At 67.7% G+C, this 18654-nt stretch carries 17 protein-coding genes and 2 pseudogenes; 9 read left to right on the forward strand and 10 right to left on the reverse strand.

The window, feature by feature from the left end:
• The first annotated feature begins 165 nt into the window (after nt 1–165).
• Nucleotides 166–681: a DinB family protein gene (locus ACZ67Q_RS38870; protein ID WP_471192202.1), complete on the forward strand. Its 516-nt coding sequence runs from the start codon at nt 166–168 to the stop codon at nt 679–681.
• On the opposite strand, the gene ACZ67Q_RS38875 is transcribed toward ACZ67Q_RS38870, so the two are convergent.
• Nucleotides 678–881, reverse strand: a complete 204-nt coding sequence (locus ACZ67Q_RS38875) for a hypothetical protein (protein WP_471192205.1) — start codon at nt 879–881, stop codon at nt 678–680. The two genes, ACZ67Q_RS38870 and ACZ67Q_RS38875, sit on opposite strands and share 4 nt — an antisense overlap.
• Before the next feature lie 290 nt (nt 882–1171).
• Here ACZ67Q_RS38875 and ACZ67Q_RS38880 point away from each other — a divergent pair, with 290 nt between their 5' ends.
• The gene (locus tag ACZ67Q_RS38880) at nt 1172–2422 is read left to right on the forward strand and encodes an MFS transporter (RefSeq protein WP_471192208.1); all 1251 of its coding nucleotides are present in this window, start codon (nt 1172–1174) and stop codon (nt 2420–2422) included.
• A gap of 374 nt (nt 2423–2796) precedes the next feature.
• On the opposite strand, the gene ACZ67Q_RS38885 is transcribed toward ACZ67Q_RS38880, so the two are convergent.
• The gene (locus ACZ67Q_RS38885; RefSeq protein WP_471192210.1) at nt 2797–3105 is read right to left on the reverse strand and encodes a response regulator; all 309 of its coding nucleotides are present in this window, start codon (nt 3103–3105) and stop codon (nt 2797–2799) included.
• Nucleotides 3106–3150: 45 nt separating this feature from the next.
• A complete protein-coding gene (locus tag ACZ67Q_RS38890) occupies nt 3151–3297 on the reverse strand; it encodes a hypothetical protein (RefSeq protein ID WP_471192212.1) in 147 nt (48 codons plus the stop codon).
• 481 nt (nt 3298–3778) lie between these two features.
• On the opposite strand from ACZ67Q_RS38890, the gene ACZ67Q_RS38895 reads away from it, so the two are divergent.
• Together ACZ67Q_RS38895 and ACZ67Q_RS38900 are read left to right on the forward strand one after the other, a co-directional pair.
• Nucleotides 3779–4312: a hypothetical protein gene (locus ACZ67Q_RS38895; RefSeq protein WP_471192215.1), complete on the forward strand. Its 534-nt coding sequence runs from the start codon at nt 3779–3781 to the stop codon at nt 4310–4312.
• A 182-nt stretch (nt 4313–4494) separates the two neighbouring features.
• Nucleotides 4495–4680, forward strand: a complete 186-nt coding sequence (locus ACZ67Q_RS38900; protein WP_471192218.1) for a ComF family protein — start codon at nt 4495–4497, stop codon at nt 4678–4680.
• A 197-nt stretch (nt 4681–4877) separates the two neighbouring features.
• Here ACZ67Q_RS38900 and ACZ67Q_RS38905 read toward each other — a convergent pair whose 3' ends face one another.
• Nucleotides 4878–5162: a hypothetical protein gene (locus ACZ67Q_RS38905; protein ID WP_471192221.1), complete on the reverse strand. Its 285-nt coding sequence runs from the start codon at nt 5160–5162 to the stop codon at nt 4878–4880.
• Nucleotides 5163–5485: 323 nt separating this feature from the next.
• On the opposite strand from ACZ67Q_RS38905, the gene ACZ67Q_RS38910 reads away from it, so the two are divergent.
• A complete protein-coding gene (locus ACZ67Q_RS38910; protein WP_471192224.1) occupies nt 5486–6772 on the forward strand; it encodes a PIN domain-containing protein in 1287 nt (428 codons plus the stop codon).
• A gap of 540 nt (nt 6773–7312) precedes the next feature.
• Here ACZ67Q_RS38910 and ACZ67Q_RS38915 read toward each other — a convergent pair.
• The 4 genes from ACZ67Q_RS38915 to ACZ67Q_RS38930 all read right to left on the reverse strand — a co-directional run bounded on the left by ACZ67Q_RS38915 (nt 7313) and on the right by ACZ67Q_RS38930 (nt 14136).
• Nucleotides 7313–7861, reverse strand: a complete 549-nt coding sequence (locus tag ACZ67Q_RS38915) for a hypothetical protein (RefSeq protein ID WP_471192227.1) — start codon at nt 7859–7861, stop codon at nt 7313–7315.
• A 176-nt stretch (nt 7862–8037) separates the two neighbouring features.
• The gene (locus ACZ67Q_RS38920; protein WP_471192230.1) at nt 8038–8640 is read right to left on the reverse strand and encodes a hypothetical protein; all 603 of its coding nucleotides are present in this window, start codon (nt 8638–8640) and stop codon (nt 8038–8040) included.
• Between the two features lie 170 nt (nt 8641–8810).
• Nucleotides 8811–9218 (reverse strand): hypothetical protein, encoded by a 408-nt coding sequence (locus ACZ67Q_RS38925; protein ID WP_471192233.1) that lies wholly within the window; start codon nt 9216–9218, stop codon nt 8811–8813.
• Nucleotides 9219–9252: 34 nt separating this feature from the next.
• Nucleotides 9253–14136, reverse strand: coding sequence for a polymorphic toxin type 27 domain-containing protein (locus ACZ67Q_RS38930; protein ID WP_471192245.1), 4884 nt, complete (start codon nt 14134–14136; stop codon nt 9253–9255).
• Nucleotides 14137–14849: 713 nt separating this feature from the next.
• On the opposite strand from ACZ67Q_RS38930, the pseudogene ACZ67Q_RS38935 reads away from it, so the two are divergent.
• Nucleotides 14850–15105, forward strand: a pseudogene (locus ACZ67Q_RS38935) (transposase); the annotation flags it as partial.
• A gap of 653 nt (nt 15106–15758) precedes the next feature.
• Complete coding sequence (locus tag ACZ67Q_RS38940) at nt 15759–16235, forward strand: hypothetical protein (protein WP_471192235.1); 477 nt, start codon at nt 15759–15761, stop codon at nt 16233–16235.
• Nucleotide 16236: 1 nt separating this feature from the next.
• Here ACZ67Q_RS38940 and ACZ67Q_RS38945 read toward each other — a convergent pair.
• Nucleotides 16237–16614, reverse strand: a pseudogene (locus tag ACZ67Q_RS38945) (transposase); the annotation flags it as partial.
• A gap of 8 nt (nt 16615–16622) precedes the next feature.
• On the opposite strand from ACZ67Q_RS38945, the gene ACZ67Q_RS38950 reads away from it, so the two are divergent.
• A complete protein-coding gene (locus tag ACZ67Q_RS38950; RefSeq protein WP_471192237.1) occupies nt 16623–17249 on the forward strand; it encodes a DUF6417 family protein in 627 nt (208 codons plus the stop codon).
• Nucleotides 17250–17298: 49 nt separating this feature from the next.
• Here the strand turns inward: ACZ67Q_RS38950 and ACZ67Q_RS38955 are convergent, their stop codons facing one another.
• Entirely contained in the window at nt 17299–17502 is a 204-nt protein-coding gene (locus ACZ67Q_RS38955; protein ID WP_471192239.1) for a hypothetical protein, read from the reverse strand.
• 102 nt (nt 17503–17604) lie between these two features.
• Here ACZ67Q_RS38955 and ku point away from each other — a divergent pair, with 102 nt between their 5' ends.
• On the forward strand, nt 17605–18546 hold the full coding sequence (ku, locus tag ACZ67Q_RS38960) for a non-homologous end joining protein Ku (RefSeq protein ID WP_471192242.1): 942 nt from the start codon (nt 17605–17607) through the stop codon (nt 18544–18546).
• The last annotated feature ends 108 nt before the right edge of the window (nt 18547–18654 follow it).

An 18654-nucleotide genomic window follows, 5' to 3' on the forward strand; every position in this document is an offset into this window, starting at 1 on the left:
CATCGCCCGCCTGCACAACCTCACCCTCACCGGATGACAGGCAAACGAGCAGGTCAGCCTGCATGCCTCAGATCATTTACGGGACAACCTCTAGGAGGCGGTACTCGACGGGGCTTCGTCATTAATCACTCGACCACCCCTTCGACCTGCGAGAAACTCGCCGCGATGACGCAACGAACTGATACGCCTCCCACCTGGGACGAGCGCACGCAGCTGATCACCTTCCTGGACTACGTCCGTGACACGGCGCGAGCCAAGTGCGAGGGCGTGTCCGCGGAAGACGCCCGCAGAGCTCCGCTTCCCACCTCACCGCTGATGACCCTGTGCGGGCTGATCAGCCATCTGCGGTGGGTCGAGTACCACTGGGTCCAAGTGATGTTCCTGGGGGAGGAACCCGCGGGTCCGCTCACGCAGGCGAGCGACGACGATCCCGACCCCGAGATGCGGACAGCGGTCGACATCCCGTTGCCCCAGCTGCTGGCCGAATATGAGGAGCAGAGCGACCGCTACCGTCGCCTGCTGTCCGACCACGGTCTGGACTCGAGGGCCAAGCGTCCCATCAGCGACGGCCGCCACGTGGACCTCCGCTGGGTGATCCTCCACCTCATCGAAGAGATCTCCCGGCACAACGGGCATCTCGACATCGTGCGAGAGCTCGTAGATGGACGGACCGGCGTCTAGCCCCATACGTCCGGGCCGCCGCCGCGCCACTCGATGTCGTGGGAGCGGATGATGTCGAGGTCGTCGATCCCTTCCATGCCGGCGTCCTGGAGGAAGGCGACGATGTCGCGGAGCCGGTAGGCGCGGCCGAGGATTGTGTCGCCTGCTCTCACGCGCTGGCCGCCCTGGTTGTCGGGTGGATACACGATCACCTTGACCATGCCTCCACCCTCCCGCTGTGCCCTGAGCGGCGCATGGTGTGGTGCGCCGGCGGCGTGGGATTCGCAGGCTGGGAGTGCTCGGGGCTACCACGGAAGGACTTCCATGCCCCGGACGATCTGGAGCGGCGCGATCTCGTTTGGCCTTTTTCCTTCTCTGAACTAGCTGAACAGCCTCCGAGTGGGGATCAACGTTCGCACTTCGCTTCCGGCGGGGTGCTTCTTCGTTTCTGGCGGGCACGCGGTCTTCGTGCGACTGTGGCGGGTTCTGCGGCGCTGTTAGCCTGCGGTCCATGATCAAGGGGGGCTTGGCAGGTCGAATAGGCCGGATGGCGGGGGACAGTGGGCCGGAGCGCGTGCTGGTCGCCGCCAGTTTCGTCAACCGGGTAGGCAATGGTCTGTTCAACGCGGCGTCGGCGCTCTATTTCACGTTGGTTGTGGGCCTGCCTGCGGTGCAGGTCGGCGCCGCGCTCACCATCGCCGGAGTGATCGGCTTGTGCGCGGGGATACCCGGGGGCCATCTCGCTGACCGGCGCGGCGCACGCGTGATCATGATGCTGGCCCTCGCGGTCCAGGCGGTGTCGATGGCAGCCCTCGTCCTCGTCGAGAGCTGGGCCGCACTCACGATCATCGCGACGGTCGACCAGATCGCCGCGGCGGTCGGAGGGGCGGCGTGGGGGGCTCTGGTGGCCCGGATCGGGGGTGAGCGACCGGCCATGTTCCGGGCGAAGCTGCGCACCTTCGTCAACCTGGGCGTCGTCCTGGGAACGGTGGGTGCCGGGCTGGCGCTGGCCTCGGACACCCGCGGCGCCTATGTCACGCTGATTCTCGGCAACGCGGCGAGCTTCGCTCTGTGCGCGGTGCTTCTGCTTCTGCTGCCCGGCTATCCGGTGCTGGCAGCGCCGCCGCGGCAGCGGCGCTGGCTGGTCTTCGCGGATCGTCCGTTCCTGGCGTTCACCGTCCTCTACGGGGCCATGGGACTGCAGTACCCGGTGGTCTCCCTGCTCCTGCCGATCTGGATCTCCGAGCACACCGAAGCGCCGCGTTGGACGGTGGCCGCGTTGTTCGCGGTCAACTCGCTGTTCTGTGTGCTGATGCAGACCAGGATCGGCTCGCGCATCGAGACCCCGCACGACGGCGGCCGGGCGTTTCGCACTGCGGGGCTGCTCTTCCTCGTCAGCTGTCCGGTGATGGCGCTGGCGGCGTACGCCCCTGTCTGGGCCGGGGCAGGACTGGTCCTGGCGGCGATCTTTGTCCATAGCCTGGGAGAGGTCTGGGAGTCCTCGGCCTGCTTCGCCCTTGGTTTTGGTCTGGCCCCCGACCATGCCCAGGGCCAGTACCAAGGTGTCCTCGGCCTCGGCTTCAGCGCGGGCCAGGCTCTTGCCCCTGCGATCCTCACCACGGTGGTGCTGGGCCTCGGCACGGCGGGCTGGCTGCTGCTGGCGTTGTTCTTTGCAATGCTGGGTGCTGCTGGCCCACCTCTTGCCCGCTGGGGTATGCGGACCCGGCCGCAGCCGGGCGTTGCTGCGGAAGCGACGAGATGACCAGGGAGTAGGTGCCCGCTCGGTACCTGATCTCCTGCAATGCGGATCGTGGCATCGGCAGCCTCAGCAGCACTGGGCCGCCGGCTGCCGCCGCGCCGATCTGGCCGATCTCGGATTCGGCCCGACGATGGTCGGTTCCACCTGGAGCAGGGCGGTCGGATGCCGTGCGGCGACACAGAGGATCTCGGCAGCTGGAGTCATCGTCAGCCCTGCGAGTGGATCGAAAGTGGCAGCGGGGCGGAGGAGCGGAAGGGCGGCATCGCTCCCGACCCGCTCGCCTCGGGCTCTGCCGTCGTCGAGTCGGTTGTACGACCGACTGGCCCGGGGATAGACCCCAGCACCGTTGACCGCCCGCACCGATGCGCGAGCGGAGACTACCTGCTGCGCCACCTGTGGCCGCCGCGGCCCGCTCGTACGGCCACCTTGCGATGCAAGCCGTCCAAGGCGGTGAGCATCAGCACCGGCACGTCGACGCCGCGAGCCCGAAGAGCCAGGCAGACCTCGCGGCCGTCGGCGTCGGGCAGTCCAAGGCCCAGGACGACCAGCTGGGGCGCCGGTGCGAGCTGCCGCAGCAGGCTGTCGGCCGTGGCACCAACCGAGACGGTGTGGCCGTCGTACTCCAGGGCCCGCTTGAGGACGCCACGGACCGCCGCATCGTCTTCGCACACCAGGATGAAAGCCACGTGCTGACCCTGGATACCCCCGTCCCAGATCTCCATCTTCCCTGATCAGCCGCCTGACGGTCGTGAGCGGCGCTGACGCACCACGCCCTGCTCAGCGCTCGCGAGGTAGCAGGTGCGCAGTCCATCGCGCTGCCCGTCACGCTCACGGCTCAGATAGCCGGCCGCTTCGAGGTCGGTGACGATCCTCTTCATACCTTGCTCAGGGAAGTGCCGGTCCCAGGCCCTCGAAGGTCGCTCGCCCCATCCCCGCATGTCCGCCTCTGGCTCGTCCCGGGCGGGGAAGGCATTCGTTGTGAAGGCAGTGATCGCGTTACAGGTCCTGGCGCCGAGAGTGCGGGGGCGGACAAGGTCAGCGCTGCGCGGTTCTGTGACAGCGTGAAGCAGCCGCCAATTTGGCTGGCCCACGGCTGATGGGGTTGGGTGTGCATGTCAGTGAGTTCGATCATGGTCGGCCGTCTCCGGGCGTGATCAGGGCATCGGAGGAGTACGGATGAAGGCTGTAATACGGGGGGCCGCTTTCGCTGCGGTCGTGGCGCTTGCCCTGAGCGGGTGTAAGGAGGGGAACACCCCGGCGGAAGGCGCGGCGAAGGGCAGCCCGATCGCGGGAGGGGCGACAGCAAAGTCGCCGGTCGAGGGAGGCGGCGGGACATCGGCCCCTGCCGACGGTCAGGGCGTGACGCCGAACTTCCCCCCGGTTTGGGTGGACGCCACGGGCCTGTACTCCGTGCTCCCGTCGGACGGCAGCATCGGCGACGTCATGGTCGGCGGCGAGCCCTTCGTGATCCAGGGCGGCGAAGCGGCCACGTACTGCGAGAAAGAGACCGCGTCGCCGTGCCCCGGGATCCAGGCCGCCGGGCACCGGGACATGGAGGCGCGCGGCAACTCGGACAGCACCCGCGTTGAATTCAGCCTGTTCACCTTCCCCACCGCCGAGGAAGCTGCCCAGGCGATGAAGAACCTCGCGGACCAGAGGCGCAAAAAGTGGGCGGAGGAAGGCGCCCCGGCGAAGCCGCTGACCTTGAACACCGATGCCGACGCGACCGAGGCCATGCAGGACGGGGACAGCGTCGACGTCGTCCTGCGCGTCGGCGCGGTCGTCGCCTATCTCGACGCAGACGGCGCCTCACCGGACAACGTTGAGTACGCCGCTAAGGTACAGGTCGCCCGCGTGAAGTCCGTATCGAACGGCATCAACCCGGACCGCTGAGCCGGCGGGCGGTTCGCAAACGGGCTCCGGCCGGCATCACAACCTCCTTGCCCCCTCGTGATGCCCCACACCGTGGCCCTTGCACCGCACCACCTCGCTGTCCTTCTGCCAGAGGCGACGGTTGAACAGCGCCATCGTCTCCGTGCCGTCGCCGCCCGCCTGCACTCGAGGATCTAAGGAAGATGGAGGCCGCTAAGGAGCACGCCGCCGCCTTAAAATTACATGCGCCAGTACAGGGCAAGCGCATCCTGCTCGTGGACGACGTGTTCACCACCGGCGCCACCTTCCACACCGTCGGCAAACGCCTCATGCAGGAAGCCGAAGCCGCAGAAGTCCGCGGCCTCGTACTGGCTCGGGTACCTGGCTGACGGCCAACGGACGGGACCCGCGGAGGGCGGTGGGCGACCCTCACCGAGGAAGTCGCCCACTGCCCCTCCTGGTAGGCGGCTGGCGCGCGCCGCGGCCCGCACACCTGAGGGTTCTACACCAGCGACGGAGTCAGGGCATTGGTGACCCCGCGGCACAGCGCGGTCGCGGTCACAGCGGCGGTGTAGAAGGTCCCGGTCTATCCGCTGGTGGGCATCCGCTCAGCGGTCAGGTAGGAGCCGTGCCCCTGAACACGCAACGGTTTCAGGACGGTCTGCTCGACACGGTAGGCGGCCGCGCCGGTGGCGAACAGCCAGGTGCGCACCACCGCCCACCCAGAGCCCTGCAGGCGGGCGATGCGGTCCTCGCGGGTCTGGCGTCCCGTGATGCCGACCTTTACCGCGCCGAGAACCACATGGGCCATGATGTACAGGAAGGCTGACGCGGCAGGATTCGCCGCCATCACCCTGGCCAGCGCACTCATCTGGCTCGAGCTCCCGTCGAACGCGCCATGGCACGCCTGAGTCCTGGCAGATCTGCCGCTGAGCCCGCATCAGCCCCAGCTGCATGACCGTCATCGCCAAAGCCGTCCTCACGGTGGGTAGGCAACGTTGAAAACGCTCATTGATGGCATCTCGTCGCTTCAGCCGATGCGGCGCCGGTACGCCGACCCCGCCCGGCTCAGCTGCGCGCGGGAGGGGACGTGGCGATGGCGCCCGACCGGCCGTAGGTGAGGTTTCCCTGCGAGCGTGGGGGCTTTCTGAAAGCCTTGAGCCACCCAGCACTGTGGGAACGGAGCGGCCTGCCTTGATCATCCTGGACACGAACATCCTCACGAAGTCCGACGTCCAGAGCGCCACCACGGACCTGGTGAGGACCATTCAGGCATCCGGCGTCGAACGCGTAGCCGTGCCGTGGGTGGTGTTGGAGGAGCTGACGGCTCATCGAGCAGTGCCGTACCGACAGAAGTACGAGAAAGCCGACGCCGCCCTGCGCAACCTCAAGGAAGGCACACCGTGGGAGATCCACGCGACGTTGCCGCAGATGGAACTGCAACGCTTCCAAGACGAGTGGCGCAAGAAGTGGCTCGATGTCGTCGAGGTCATTCCCACGAGCGAGGCCGCGCTCCGGCCGGCGCTGATCCGGGAGGCGAACCTGCTGCCGCCGTGCAAGAAGGTCACCATCAACGAAGGGGGCGACACGGAGGAGATCGGCGGTCGGGACGCCGCGATCTGGCTGACGGCTGTCGAATACACGTGGGAGCATCCTGACGAGACGGTCTACTTCGTCAGTAAGAACACGCAGGACTTCGGCAAAGGGGACATCTACCCGTACCCGATGAACGAGGACCTCAATGGCATCGAAGATCGGTTCGTGCTGTTGACGAACTGGTACGACGTCTTCGAGAAGTTCACGTCCAAGGCTGAGGCCGACGAGGCGATGGTGAGGCAGATCCTCGCGGCACCTGAGACAACGGAATTGATCGCGGAAGAAGCCCAGCGTGCGTTCTCCGTCCGGGTCCCGTCGTCCGCCGGCCGCTTCGACTGCACCCCCGCGGCGGATCTGGAAATGTCGTCTGAGACGCAGCCGGATTTCCGCTCTCCCAATGTTGCAGAGGGATGGCTGGTCACACCCACAGTCGTTTTCGACTCGGTGAGGGACGTACGGGCGTACAGCATCGGTGAGCACGTGTGGTGCACGGGGTGGGCTCGATGGCTCCTCGGTGGTCCGGCCCTCCTCCGCGCTCTGGAGGGTGGCATCTCGGTCGGTTGCTCATGGGAGACGCGCGTCCTCATCAGTACGACCAACAACGAGGCTCGCCCCACGCTGCTCAGAACGCGAAGGCCCGAAGCGATCACCGTGACTGAGCTGGAAAAGCTCCCACCGCTTCCCCCTCGCACTTTCTGGCTGGCCACCCGAGAATTTTTTTCCGGTCCTTACGGGTCGGCTTTGAAGACCCTCCTCGCGGCCGAGGACAGTCCCCTGCCATCAGACCTGGAGCAGTGGTTGGAACACCTCCTACGGGTGAGGGCAGCCGCGGAGGGGTTGGAAGAGCGCCCGCTCCCGTTCCGGGGCCCTGTCGGCCTGGAGTAGGGCCACGACGGGGCATGTCTCCCTGCCGGTGTCGTCGACGCCCCTATGTGTTGTAGGCGTCGGCCATGGCTGAGGACGGCCAGCGCACAGGGCTGGCGGTGGGAGATCCAAGCACCTGTGAGAACCAGGGGAGGGCTGCGGCGGCAGTCCCCGCCGCTGAGTTCGGGGCCTGCGCCTCACCCCTCGAGGCACCCGCTGAACTCAGTCCTGAGGAACGCTCTGCCCCCTTCGCCCGCAACCGATCCGTCAAGGTCTGCTCGTACATGCTGCGAGGAACTGTTCGGTGCCGACCACCCGACCACAATGACCGTCCGCCACAACCTCGCAGCGGCCTACGAGGAGGCCGGTAACCTGGAACCAGCGTTCGGATCACACTAAAGGCTGTCCCGCAATCCGGAGGGCAGGCAGGGCGGGGTGCCGGTGCAGGGTCAACTTGTCCCGTCCCGGCTCAACTTGCGGTGTCAGCAGTGTCCCGCCGCACCCGGTCAAACCGGACGTCGGCAGCCGACCCTTGCAGTTACGGGACAGCCTTTAGGCAGGTCACGGCAGGTCGTCGGCGAGGCGCTCCCACGCCTCGTACTCGTCGTAGCGGGGATGACCGGTGAGCAGCGGTGCCAGCGGCCGCACCGGGTTCAGCAGACGTCGTATCATGCGCAGCTCCAGAATGCGCGCGGGTTCCAGCTCACGCCGCCGCGGCGCGAGTGCGGCGGCCTCTTGCCGGCTCATCGGCATGGCGTTCAGCGCCTGCTCGAGGACCGGCCGCGGGTCCAGCAGCGGCACATCCGCACGGGGGCCCAGCGCATCCAGGAGCGAGGTGCGCAGGCAGAGGTCGCGTAGCAGCCATTCGTTGCGCTGTTCTCCGGTCGCCGCCCGGGCCCCGGTGAGCAGGGATGTCCAGGCCTGGGTGAGCTCGCCCCACTGGTCGTCTGAGATCCGGCTCGGGTCCTGCTGTATCCGGGAGGCGAACTGCTGCGCTGCGGCCATCCATTCACTCACCGCACCCTTGGCCGTGCCGGGCGGGAGTGCCGACCAGCGGCGGGTGTGCTCCCCGAGATCGAGCCGGTCGAGGTCGTCGAAGGGACTGGTCATTAGAACATTACCCCGGCCGCTGCGAAGGCTTCCTTGCCGATCTGCTCCGCGCCGCCGCCGGGTCGCCCAGAACGGGGCGCCGGGAAGAAGTAGTGACCGCTTTGACGATCGATGCGCAGGCCGAAGTACTGACCGTTGCCGCCCGCGAGCTCCGCCTCACCGGGGGTTCCAGGTCATTAGTCCCCCAGGTTTTGGGGCGGCACGGTCGCTGTCACCGCTGCGGGCAGTCGGCCATTCAGGATTTCCTGGCGTGGCAGTGACACTCCGAAGTGCTGCTGTAATGCGACGAGGGTCGCGCGCAACGAGTCGAACTCCTCCCTCACGTCCTCATCAAGGAGTCCGGCTTCCTCGAACGCCGGGAGCAAGAAGGCCAGACCCTCGTCCGGGGTTTCGCCGATGTCGAAGCGACCGACTGTTTGGCCGTCGCGGTAGTACCAGCATTCCCTGGGCGGGTCGTCCGGCTTGGGGGTCAGGTGCAGGACCTCGATCCCCCCTGCGGAGACGTCGGGGTGAGCCCACCAAGCTTTGGAGGGCCAGCACTGTTCCACCGCGTATGACCAGCCCGCGCACTCACCGAAGCGGGCCACGCGGGCTGATTCTCGGTCGTTGAACGTCAGCCGCTCGGCCTCGGCGTAGGTGATGGGGTCGAGCACTTCGCCGCTCTGGGCGCCCAGTCGGACAACGAGGCCGCGTGGGCTGATGCCGCGGGCGAAGGTGACGAAGAGGATGGGGGCGTCTTGGCGCCAGGCGTCGGCCAGCCACGTGATGCCGTCGCTCAATGTCTTCTCCTGATTTGAGGGGGCGGCGGGGCGGGAGGGGTGCGGCCCCCCGCTACGAGCCAGCACGGCTTCGGAGCGGGATGCGGCAGATGTGCCGAGTGCCAGCGCCGAGGACGCAGCGCTGAGGGCGCCCCCTGTGGCAGAGGGGGCGCCCTCAGTGTGTCGTGTGCTCAGTCGATGTTGCCGTACTCCGCGGGGAAGTCCGGTGGCCAGGGCTTGGAGAAGTCGAACAAGGACGGGTCCTCGAACTCGCGGGCTGCTTCACGCCATGCGGGATCGCCGGAGATGACGAAGCTGTCTCCGTTCGGTTCGATCATCCAGGTGAAGGCCGCATCGTCCGCAGCAAGGTGATGACGCTCCTTCAGCACGGCGAACTCCGCCTCCGACGCCCGGCGGACGTGGATGCCCTTCTCATAGATGGGCTTGAGCAGCATCAGCTCGACGTGGCCGAAGTACACCTCGACACGGGTGTCCGTTCCGTCGACGGCAGTGGGTTCGCTTCGCAGCAGCAGCACCCGGTGCGACGCCCCGAAGCTGACCACCCGGAACAGACGTCCCTCTCGTACGAAATCCGGCATTGTCTGTGCTCTTCCTGTCCTTGGGTTCTCGGTGTCACTGGGCCCAGTCGGGCTTCGGCATGTCTTTCACGAGGCTGGGCACTTTCTCACCCGGCTTGGTGAAGTACCAGTCGATGGCGTCGAAGTCTCGGGTTCCAGTAATCACCTTGAGACGCAGTGTCGCCACTTCCCATGCGGTGCCGTTGTTGCTTCCCGGTGTTGCCACCGTCTGCCAGTCGCCGCCGACCAACGGCCGGCCCCGCTCGACGAGCTTGTCCAGGGCTTCTGCCGCGGTTCTCGCGTTCGGGACGCCGTCCAGGGAGATGCTCAACTTCACCGACGGATTGCTCAACGCCTTCTCGACGCCGACCATCCAGATCGGGCGCCCGTCACCGTGGGGCGCCGCCTTGCCGAGGAGCCTGTTGTTGAACGTCCGGGCTCCGGGACCGCTCAGGCCGCCGGTGCCGCCCAACGTCTCCTTGGCCAGGGTATCGGAGTACGGGTTGATTCCGAGGACGATGTGGTCGCCATCCTTGACGAGCTCCTTGAGGATTCCTTCGAGGCACTCGTTGTGCACCAGGACCGGTGTCGTTCCCGCATACACGTAGTACGTGTGGTTGCGCGCCACCTCGAAGTTGAAGACCTGGACGGTGCCCTTGACAGCCGCCGTGCCAAGGACCTGTGAGGAGCCGCCGTCCCGCGTCTCGAGGGTGTCTCCGGCTCGCAGTTCGCCGGCTTCGACCCAACCTCGTTCGCGGACCCAGAAGCGGTGGGAGCCGGTCGCGTCGACCTGGCCGGCGGCGGTTGTGATCCGGACCAGGGATTCGACCGTCCGGTGGAACAGGCGCAACACCGGTTGCAGCGACTTCTTGCCCGTGACCTGGTCCTGTGACCAGACAAGGTCGCCCACCTCGATGTCTTCGATGGCCTTGGGGCCGTCCGCCGTCGCGACCTTGGTTCCTGCAGGGAAGCACTTGGTCAGGGCGAGCTTTGCGGTGATTCCTTCGATCGCGGCCTCGGTTATGCCGGCGGTGCGCAGGGCCTTCCAGGCCTCGTCGATGGCGATGCCGGTCCGCAGAGCGGCGTCGAGGGCCGTGACGGCGTCTTTGATGGCCTTGATGGCGACATTGCCGAAGACAAGGCTGGCGATGTCGAAGACTGCCCAGCCGCAGTTGCCCAGGGTTCCGCCGCTACCCGTGATCCTGTCCCAGCAGCCGGTGAAGTCCTCGGTGAGGGCCTGGATGAATCCCTTGGCGACGGCGTCGTTGAACTCCTGGGGGGTGATCGTGTAGGTGACCTCCTTGGTCTGAGGCTTCAGCGCAAAGCTGTCGAGGAACTGTGTGTCGGCAGCAGGGCAGCCGGACTGCACATCCGGGATGTTCGTTGCCGTGCACAGGTAGAGGTCGACGAAGATCTTGGCGGTGATGTTCGCGGTGATGACGCAGTCACCGGTGTGGACGATGACGTTGCAGTTTTCCTTGTGCAGGATGTCCGGCTCACCGACGGGTTCGACCCGCGTCTTGTAGAAGACGCCACCGACGCCGGCGGCGCCGGTCTCGATCTGGCCGTTACGGTTCTTCGTCTCCGTCCGCCGGGCTGCTTCCTGGGCTTCCTTGGCGTACTTGTCGGCGTCCTTGGCTGCCTGTTCGGCCTCGGTGGCGGCGGCGGCGGCGCGGTCGGCGGCGGCGCGGGCGTCCTTGGCGTCCTGTTCGGCCTGTGCGGCGGCGGAGCGGGCGGCTTCGGCGTCGAGTGCGGCGGTGTCGGCGGAGTCGCGGGCGGCCTTGGCGTAGCCTTCGGCGTTGCCGGCTGCCTTGTCGGCGGCCGCGGCGTCGTCGGCTGCCTGTTTGTCGTAGTCGAGGGTGCGGGCCAGTGACGTCTGTGCGGCCGCGCCGGCCTTTGCGGCTTCGGCCGCGTAGCCGAGGGCCTCCTTGGAGTAGCCGCGGGCGTCGGCGGCGGAGCGGGCGGCGTTGGCCGCGTGCTGGTAGGCCTCCTTCGCATCGCCCTTGGCCTGGTCGGCGAGGTTCTTCGCCGCGTCGGCCTCGGCGGCTGCGTTCTTGGCGTGGGCGTCGGCGACGGCCTGCTGCTGTTCAGAGATCGTCTTCGACGACTGGCCGGTCAGGACGACCAGACCGGCGGTGGAGTCGGTATCGACATACGGCGAACCGAGTTCCACGACGTCGTTGGCGGGAGCCGCGACCTGCTTGGCGGCTTCACCTGCGTCCACGGCCGCTTGCGCGGTGACGTGTGCGAACCCGGCTGCCTTGGCGGCGGCGGCCAGTGCGACGCCGGCTTCCTTGTTGGCGGCGTCGGCCTGACTCTTGGCGTCCTTGGCGTGCTGTTCCGCCTCGTCGGCCAGCTTGACGGCGGCCTTCGCCTCGGCGGAGGCGTCCTGCGACGCCTTGATGGCGTCGGCGGCGGCGCTGGTGGCGGTCTTCACGGCCGCATCCGCACGCAGCTTGGCCGCTTGGGCGGCGTCCGAGTCCGAGCGGGCGCGCTTGGCGGCAGCTTCCGCACGCGTCGCTGCTGCGTCGGCTTCGGCAGCGGCCTGGGTGGCGGCGTTGGCCGCGGTGCGGGCGCGGCCCGCTGCGGCTTCGGCGTCGGCGGCCGCCTTGTCCGCCTCGTTCGCCGCGGCACGGGCGGCGTCCGCCGCGTCCCCGGAGTCGAGGGAGTCGGCGTAGGCCTTTTTGGCGTCGGCCTTGGCGCGGGCGGCGTCGGCCTTCTGCTCGGCATCCCAGGCGTCGTCGCGCATCTGCTGGGCGTGGTCCTTGGCGGTGACCGCGTCGTCGCGCCGGCTCTCGGCGGTCTTCTCCGCGGCGTCGGCCTTGTCCTTGGCATCCTTGGCGTTGGCCGCCTCCGCCTCGGCGTTCTTGCGGTGATCGGCGGCCTCGGCCTGCTTGGCGGCCGCGGTCTCCTTCTCCGCCTGGGCCGTCTTCTCCTCGGCCTCCGCCGCGAGCCGCTTGGCGTGCGCGTCGGCGGCGGCCGCCTTCGCGTCCGCCTCCGCCTTCACCGCGACGGCCAGCTTGGCCTGTGCGGTCTCCTTGTCCTTCTTGGCGTTGTCCCGGTGCACCTTGGCCGCATCCGCTGCCGCCTTGGCCTGCAACTCCGCGGCTGCAGCGGCCTCCTTGCGGAACTCGGCCTTTGACTGCGCCGCCTGTGCCAGCGCCCGCTGCGCGATCGTCGCGCCGTCTCCGGCCGCCGCACGCGTCGCCGCCTCCGCGGTCTCACCGGCCTTCTCCAGCGCCGCCAGCGCGGCAGCCGCACCCTTCGTGACCTGGTTCTTCTGCAAGCCCACCAACAGACCGCGACCCCGCGGCGCACCCGCCGCGTCCGCGATGCCGTAGGCGGCCTGGAGCGCGGTGTCCGACGCGGTCGCGGCCTTCTGAGCGGTGGCCAGCTGCGTCTTTAGGACGGTGAGCTGCTTCTTCGCCTCCGTCTGCGCGGCGGCGATGTTCGCCTTGGCCTTGGCCACGTCGGCCGCTGCGGGCGCGCTGCCGGTGTGCGTCTTGGCCACGATCCGGAACTTCTGCGCGGCGGCGCCGTTGCACGTCGACGACACCGCGTCCTTGCCGTTGTCGAACGTCGGCAGGTGCAGGCACTTTCCGGAGGCCGCGTTCACGAGCGGACCGGCGCTGCGTACGTCGAACTTCCACTGCTGTGCCTTGGCGCTGCCGCAGTCCCGGATCTGGACCTTCGTACCGTCGGCGGTGGCCCCGTTCAGCACCTCAAGGCACTTGAAGGAGTTCGGGTTGACCAAGGTGTAGCCGCCGTCGTAGGAGCCCATGAGCTGCCACTTCTGCGAGGCGCCGCCGTTGCACGTGTACACCTGCACTGGCGTGCCGTTGGTCTTCGCGGCGCTCTGGACGTCCAGGCACTTGCCCGCGGCGCCCGGCACCTGGATCTCCAGCTGGCCGTCACCGATCCAGCTGAGGCCGCCCTCGGTGTAGTAGTCCAACCAGCGGGTGGAGTAGTCCGCGATCCAGGACTGCCCCAGCATCTTGCCCAGGGCGAATGTGCCGTCCCGCAGCGCGGTGGTGGCGGTGCTGCCGGCGGCGAGGATCTGGTTGCGCTGGGTGGCCTGGGAGGTGATCTCCTGTTGCCACTCGGCGGACGCCTGCGCCACTTCCTTGCCCAGCACCCGGTCGGGGTCGATCGGGTTGTGCCACGCGCAGGATGCGAACCGGGTCTTCAGGTCCTCCACCGCGATGCGGAACTCCGGGGTGTCCGGCGCAGGCGCGGTCCTGGGGAAGCCACCGGAGCCGAGGAAGATACGGGCATCGTCGGCGAACACCCGTGGAACGTAGATCTCGTTCGGGACGACGAGGCCGGAGTTCTTCTTCCACAGCTTCCAGGCTTCCTGCTCCTGGCTCGTCCCGCCGTTGGTGTACAGCGGGTCACCGATCGCGAGGGCGGCCTTCTTTGTCGCCTCGTCCGCCTGCGGTGACGGGTCGTAGAACGGCGACAGCAAATCGACCGACTTGAAGTACGACTGGTAGAGCCAGGGAAGCAGCCCCGTCTTGTCGAAAATCCTCTCGGCCTTGGGTGAGCCGGGGTAGTCATCCAGGCCGCTCGTCGTGTTCTTCCACGACAGGTCCGTGTCCGCGGCCTTCTTCACCCAGGCGTCGGAATCGTCACTGTCCTTCGACCACGCCAGGGCGAACGCCCCACTGCCGTAAGTGCGGTCGGTCTTCTGGTGCAGCTGGTTCGCCGGCAGCGACAGCGCGGTGGTGGCCAGGCCGTACTGGTTCGGCCCGCCCTTGCGTAAGCCGTCGGCCATCAGGCACTGGTCGAAGCGCAGTTGCTCGGCGGCCTTGGCGTCGAACCCGTCGTAGGAGTCGGCGACCGGGCTGGTACGTGGAGCATCGGTGGCCGCCGCAGCCGGCTGCACCACCACGCTGGCGAGGAGAGCCAGGGAGGCGAGCGGGACGACTGGAGTCGCCAGACCGGCCAACCATCTCGGGCGTAAGCCCTGTTTCCGTACAGGTCTACGCAACACGCGTATCCCTCTCTGTAGGGGGGTGGCTACTACAGGCGCAGCCCAAGGAGGGAGACGACGGCCCTGATGGGTCCTGCACGGATGCATGGCGCTCCCCCGTGGACGCGCCGGATACCCCTGGAGAAGTGGACTGGTCAGGTCGGCCCAGGAGCGGACGCCACCATAGGCATGCTGGCGATCCAGACGGCAAGCGCGTTGTGGCCAGAGATAGTTACCGTTAGTAGCCGCGATGTGCAGCCAAACTTGGGCGGTACCTGTGCGCAGCTTGTGAAAGCACTTCCGTGAACCCTCACCAGTCCTACAACATCACGCACATTCTGTGACTATGCGATCAACATCACATTCCACAAGTGATCCGTGGGCCTCAGTGGCTGTGCCGGTCTGGTGGCAGTAACGGGTGTCAGTGACGGCAGATCAGGCCTGAGTACGTGCTACTGATCCTGCGCCGAGAAGCGACCGTGAGCCCGGCGGCGAGCAGGGCACCCACGCCGAGGAGCTCTCCCCGAGCCGGGTCCGAGAGATCGGCGTCCGGGACGGCCTGGGCGTCGGCCGCGAGCGCGTCGTTGAGGCGGCCGAGAGGGGGGCCGAGGTCTGATCGCCAATCGCATGGACCGAGGCCACGTTGTCGGGTAGGCGATAAGTCCCGGCGTCTGTAAGTCGACCGGGGCCATAACTTCGACAAGCACCGCCTCTTGCTCTGGCAACGTGGGGGTCAAACCCGTGATCGCCCGACGTGGCGTCGCCCACGGCTCCGGACTGGGCAAGGTCCGCTGGGTGGTCGAGCGCGGATTCGCCTGGCTACACCAGTTCAAACGGCTCCGTACCCGCTACGGACGCCGAGCTGATCTCCACCAAGGGTGGCTCGAACTGCCCTTCAGGCTCCTACGCCTACGCCGCCTCCGGAGCTCATTCTGAAACGATCAGTTAGTCAGCTGGCGTCACTGCCCCGGGCGGCAAATGCGCTGGCCGGGCGGCTACTTGGCAGCCGAACAGCGACTGAAGTGACTCTAGGTCTACATTTGGTGCGCGAACCGGTTGATCACGGCTTGCACTTCGAGGGGCGAGCACGCCGGTTTTGCTCAGCGGCCAGGCAGGGACACCGGCGGTCCAGGACGTCGGCCATCTCGTTCTTGGGAGTGCCTGGGTTGCCACCCGCTCAAGGTGACCGTCGTCCGGACGGGCGATACGGCGCTGACCTGGGTTCCAGGGGCGCGTAGGTGAGCGCTCACCTACTCCCGCTATCTCGCCCAGGACGCCAAGGCCCGTGCCGAGGACGTAAAGACCAGGGCTGGTGCCTTGGAGCGGGAGTGGGGTGCCCCACCCCCCGCACCGCGCCAGTTGCAGTGATGTGTGCACCACAAGAGTGCCTGGACACGGCCCCTGGCCGTCGATCTTCCCCTTTCACGTGTGGCAGGAAGGGAAGGAGGCGGCTCACCGACCCGGACTGCTACGCCTGGCGCTGCCTGCACAACCGGTGGCACACCGTCCTCGAGCCGGGGGGGTGCCCCTATGTCTTTGGTCAAGGGAAACGGGGTGCGTTGGGTCGGGGAGCCGGGCAGCATGGCGGGGTGGCTGATCTGCTGTGGGACGACGTGAGTTCCTTCTTCGACCCGGACTTGATGGGGTCGTTGCCGGACATGCGTGTCCCGGACGCCTCGGTGCAGGACTGGCAGACGGTCCTCGATCTTGTCGCGGAGAAGGGCTGGAAGTGCCAGTACTCCGAGGGAGAGACGGTGCTTCCGGTGCCCCGGGCGGAGGCCGTGCTGGGCCGCCCGGCGGACGCCGAGTGCCCGAACCTGCGGGTCTGGCCGACTGCCGATGTGCTCGCGATCTTCCGGTTCCATGCCGACGACGAAGTCGACTTCGACGTCGACCTGCGGGAGTTGCAGGGCCAGGATCGACTTGATGTGTTCTGCGGCTTCCTGCGAGAGATCGGAAGGCGGCTGAACAAGCCCGTACTGATGGACCCGGAAGGCCACTATGGCCATCCAGTGCTCGGCTTTGATGTCGAGGCCGATCGAGTCGTTCTCCTCACAGACCCGTAGGTCAGGCAGCTGAGGCAGACGACTGCGGTTCGTAGAAGGTTCCGTCGCGGAGCATCGCGAACAGGACGTCGGCCTTGCGTCTGGCGAGGCAGAGCAGGGCTTGGGTGTGGTGCTTGCCCTGGGCGATTTTCTTGTCGTAGTAGGCCCGGGAGGCCTGGTCGCCGAGGGCGGCGAACGCGGAGAGGAAGAAAGCCCGTTTGAGCTGCTTGTTTCCTCTCCTGGAGGGCTGTTCTCCGCGGATCGAGGACCCGGAACTGCGGGTTGCGGGTGCGAGTCCGGCGTAGGCGGCGAGGTGGCCGGCGGTCGGGAGGTTGCTGCCGTCGCCGACCTCGATCAGGATGCGGGCTCCGTCTGCCATCGGTAGCGGATCTGAGGTGAGGGTGAGGCATGAACGCGCGGCAGGCACGGCTGGACGCCCTTCGCTCCCTGCGCGATCGCGAGACGGAGTCTGGTTATGGCTGGGTGCTGTCCACCGATGTCCCGCCCGGCCTCCAGCAGTCCCTGCAAACGGCGGCCGCCCAGGGCCTGGTCGAACTCGCCGACCGGGAGATGCGCGCGGAGCTGTCCGCCTACGAGGGGCGCCCGGTGCTGTGGGCCGCCCGCCTGAGCGAGCAGGGCCACGACGTCCTGATCTACCTGCACGCCGCCCCCGACCCCACCCCACACTGCACACCACCCGCAGCCACAGAGCAGGTGATCGAGCTGCGGCCCGCGCAGATGGATGCCCTGCGCGTCTACGCGAACCTCGCCCCCGACCTGCGCGTACCGCCGGCCGAAGGCCTCGTCGAACGGGTGCGCACCGCGTGCTTCGACCGGCCGGGCAACCGCTGGCGCATGACCCTCACCCCCGAACAGATCGACTCGGTGGCCTACGCCTTCTACCTGCGCGCGCTGACCGGCTCGGGGGCGGAGGCCAACTGGTTCGCCCGCGAGTACGGCGTCGCCTACCGGGTCGATGCGGCGACCGGCCGCCCGGGCACGGTGCGCCTGCCGTCGGCTACCGCGTCGCCGTGATGGCGGCCATCGCCTGAAGCCGCCTGACACCCAAGCCCCTGACCAGGGCTTATCCCCATACCTCCGGGCCGCCGCCGCGCCACTCGATGTCGTCGGAGCGGATGACGTCGAGGTCGTCGATCCCTTCCATGCCGGCCTCCTGCAGGAAGGCGACGACGTCGCGCAGCCGGTAGGCGCGGCCGAGGATCGTGCCGTCCGCACGCACGCGACGGCCGCCCTGGTTGTCGGGTGGATACACGATCACCTGCACCATCCCCCCAGCCTCCTCCCGTGCCCTGAGCGGCGCATGATGTGCTGCGCCGCCCGCGCGCGGTTCGTAGGCTGGTGGTGCTCGGGGCTACCACGGAGGACTTGTATGCCCCGCACGATCTGGAGCGGCGCGATCAGCTTTGGCCTGGTCACGGTACCGATCAACGTGGTCGGTGCGACCGAGGACCACAGCATCCGCTTCCACCAGTACCACCGCGAGGACGGCGGCCGCGTCCGCGTGAAGAAGTTCTGCGACCTCGAGGACCGCGAGGTCTCCAGCGCCGAGATCGGTAAGGGCTACGAGGTCACCCGCGAGACGAAGCACCAGCCGGCGCACATCGTGCCGATCTCGGACGAGGAACTGAGCAACCTGCCCCTGCCCACGGCGAAAGCGATCGAGATCGTCGCGTTCGTCCCGGCCGCGGACATCGACCCGATCCAGATCAGCGACGGCTACTACCTGCAGGCCAGCGGCCAGGTCGCCGCCAAACCGTACAAGCTCCTCGTCCAGGCCCTCGGCCGGTCCGAGAAGGTCGCCGTTGCCAAGTACGCCTGGTCCGGCCGCGAACGCCTGGGCATGCTCCGCGTCCGTGACGACGCCCTGGTCCTGCACGCGATGCGCTGGCCGGATGAGATCCGCAGCCCCGCCGAGCTGATCCCGCCGCCCGTGCAGGTCTCGGACGAGGAGATCGAGCGGGCGCTGGCCCTGATGGAGACCATGACCGTCGAAGACCTCGACGAACTGGACGCACATGACGAGTACACCGAGGCCATGGCGCAGATCATTGAGGCGAAGCGGGAGGACAAGCCGCTGCCGCAGGCACCGGAGGCAGAGGAGCCGGCCCAGGTCCTCGACCTCATGGCCGCCCTGAACGCCTCCGTGGAGAAGGCCCGCGCCTCCCGCGACGAGCACGGCGGCGAGGCCGACGTGCACGAACTGCCGAAATCGAAGAAGAAGACTCCGGCGAAGAAGATGGCCGCCAAGAAGACCGCAGCGAAGAAGACGACGGCAAAGAAGGCGAGCAGCCGCAAGCCGCGCAGCGCCTAGGTTCTGTCTCTTAGGTCAGCGTCGGGTCCAGATGAGGATGCCGGCGAGGTGGAGTGCGGCCTGGTAGGCGATGGCGAGCTTGTCGGTTCGTGTGGCCAGGCCGCGCCA

The sequence above is a fragment of the Streptomyces sp. NPDC036813 genome (assembly GCF_055609245.1).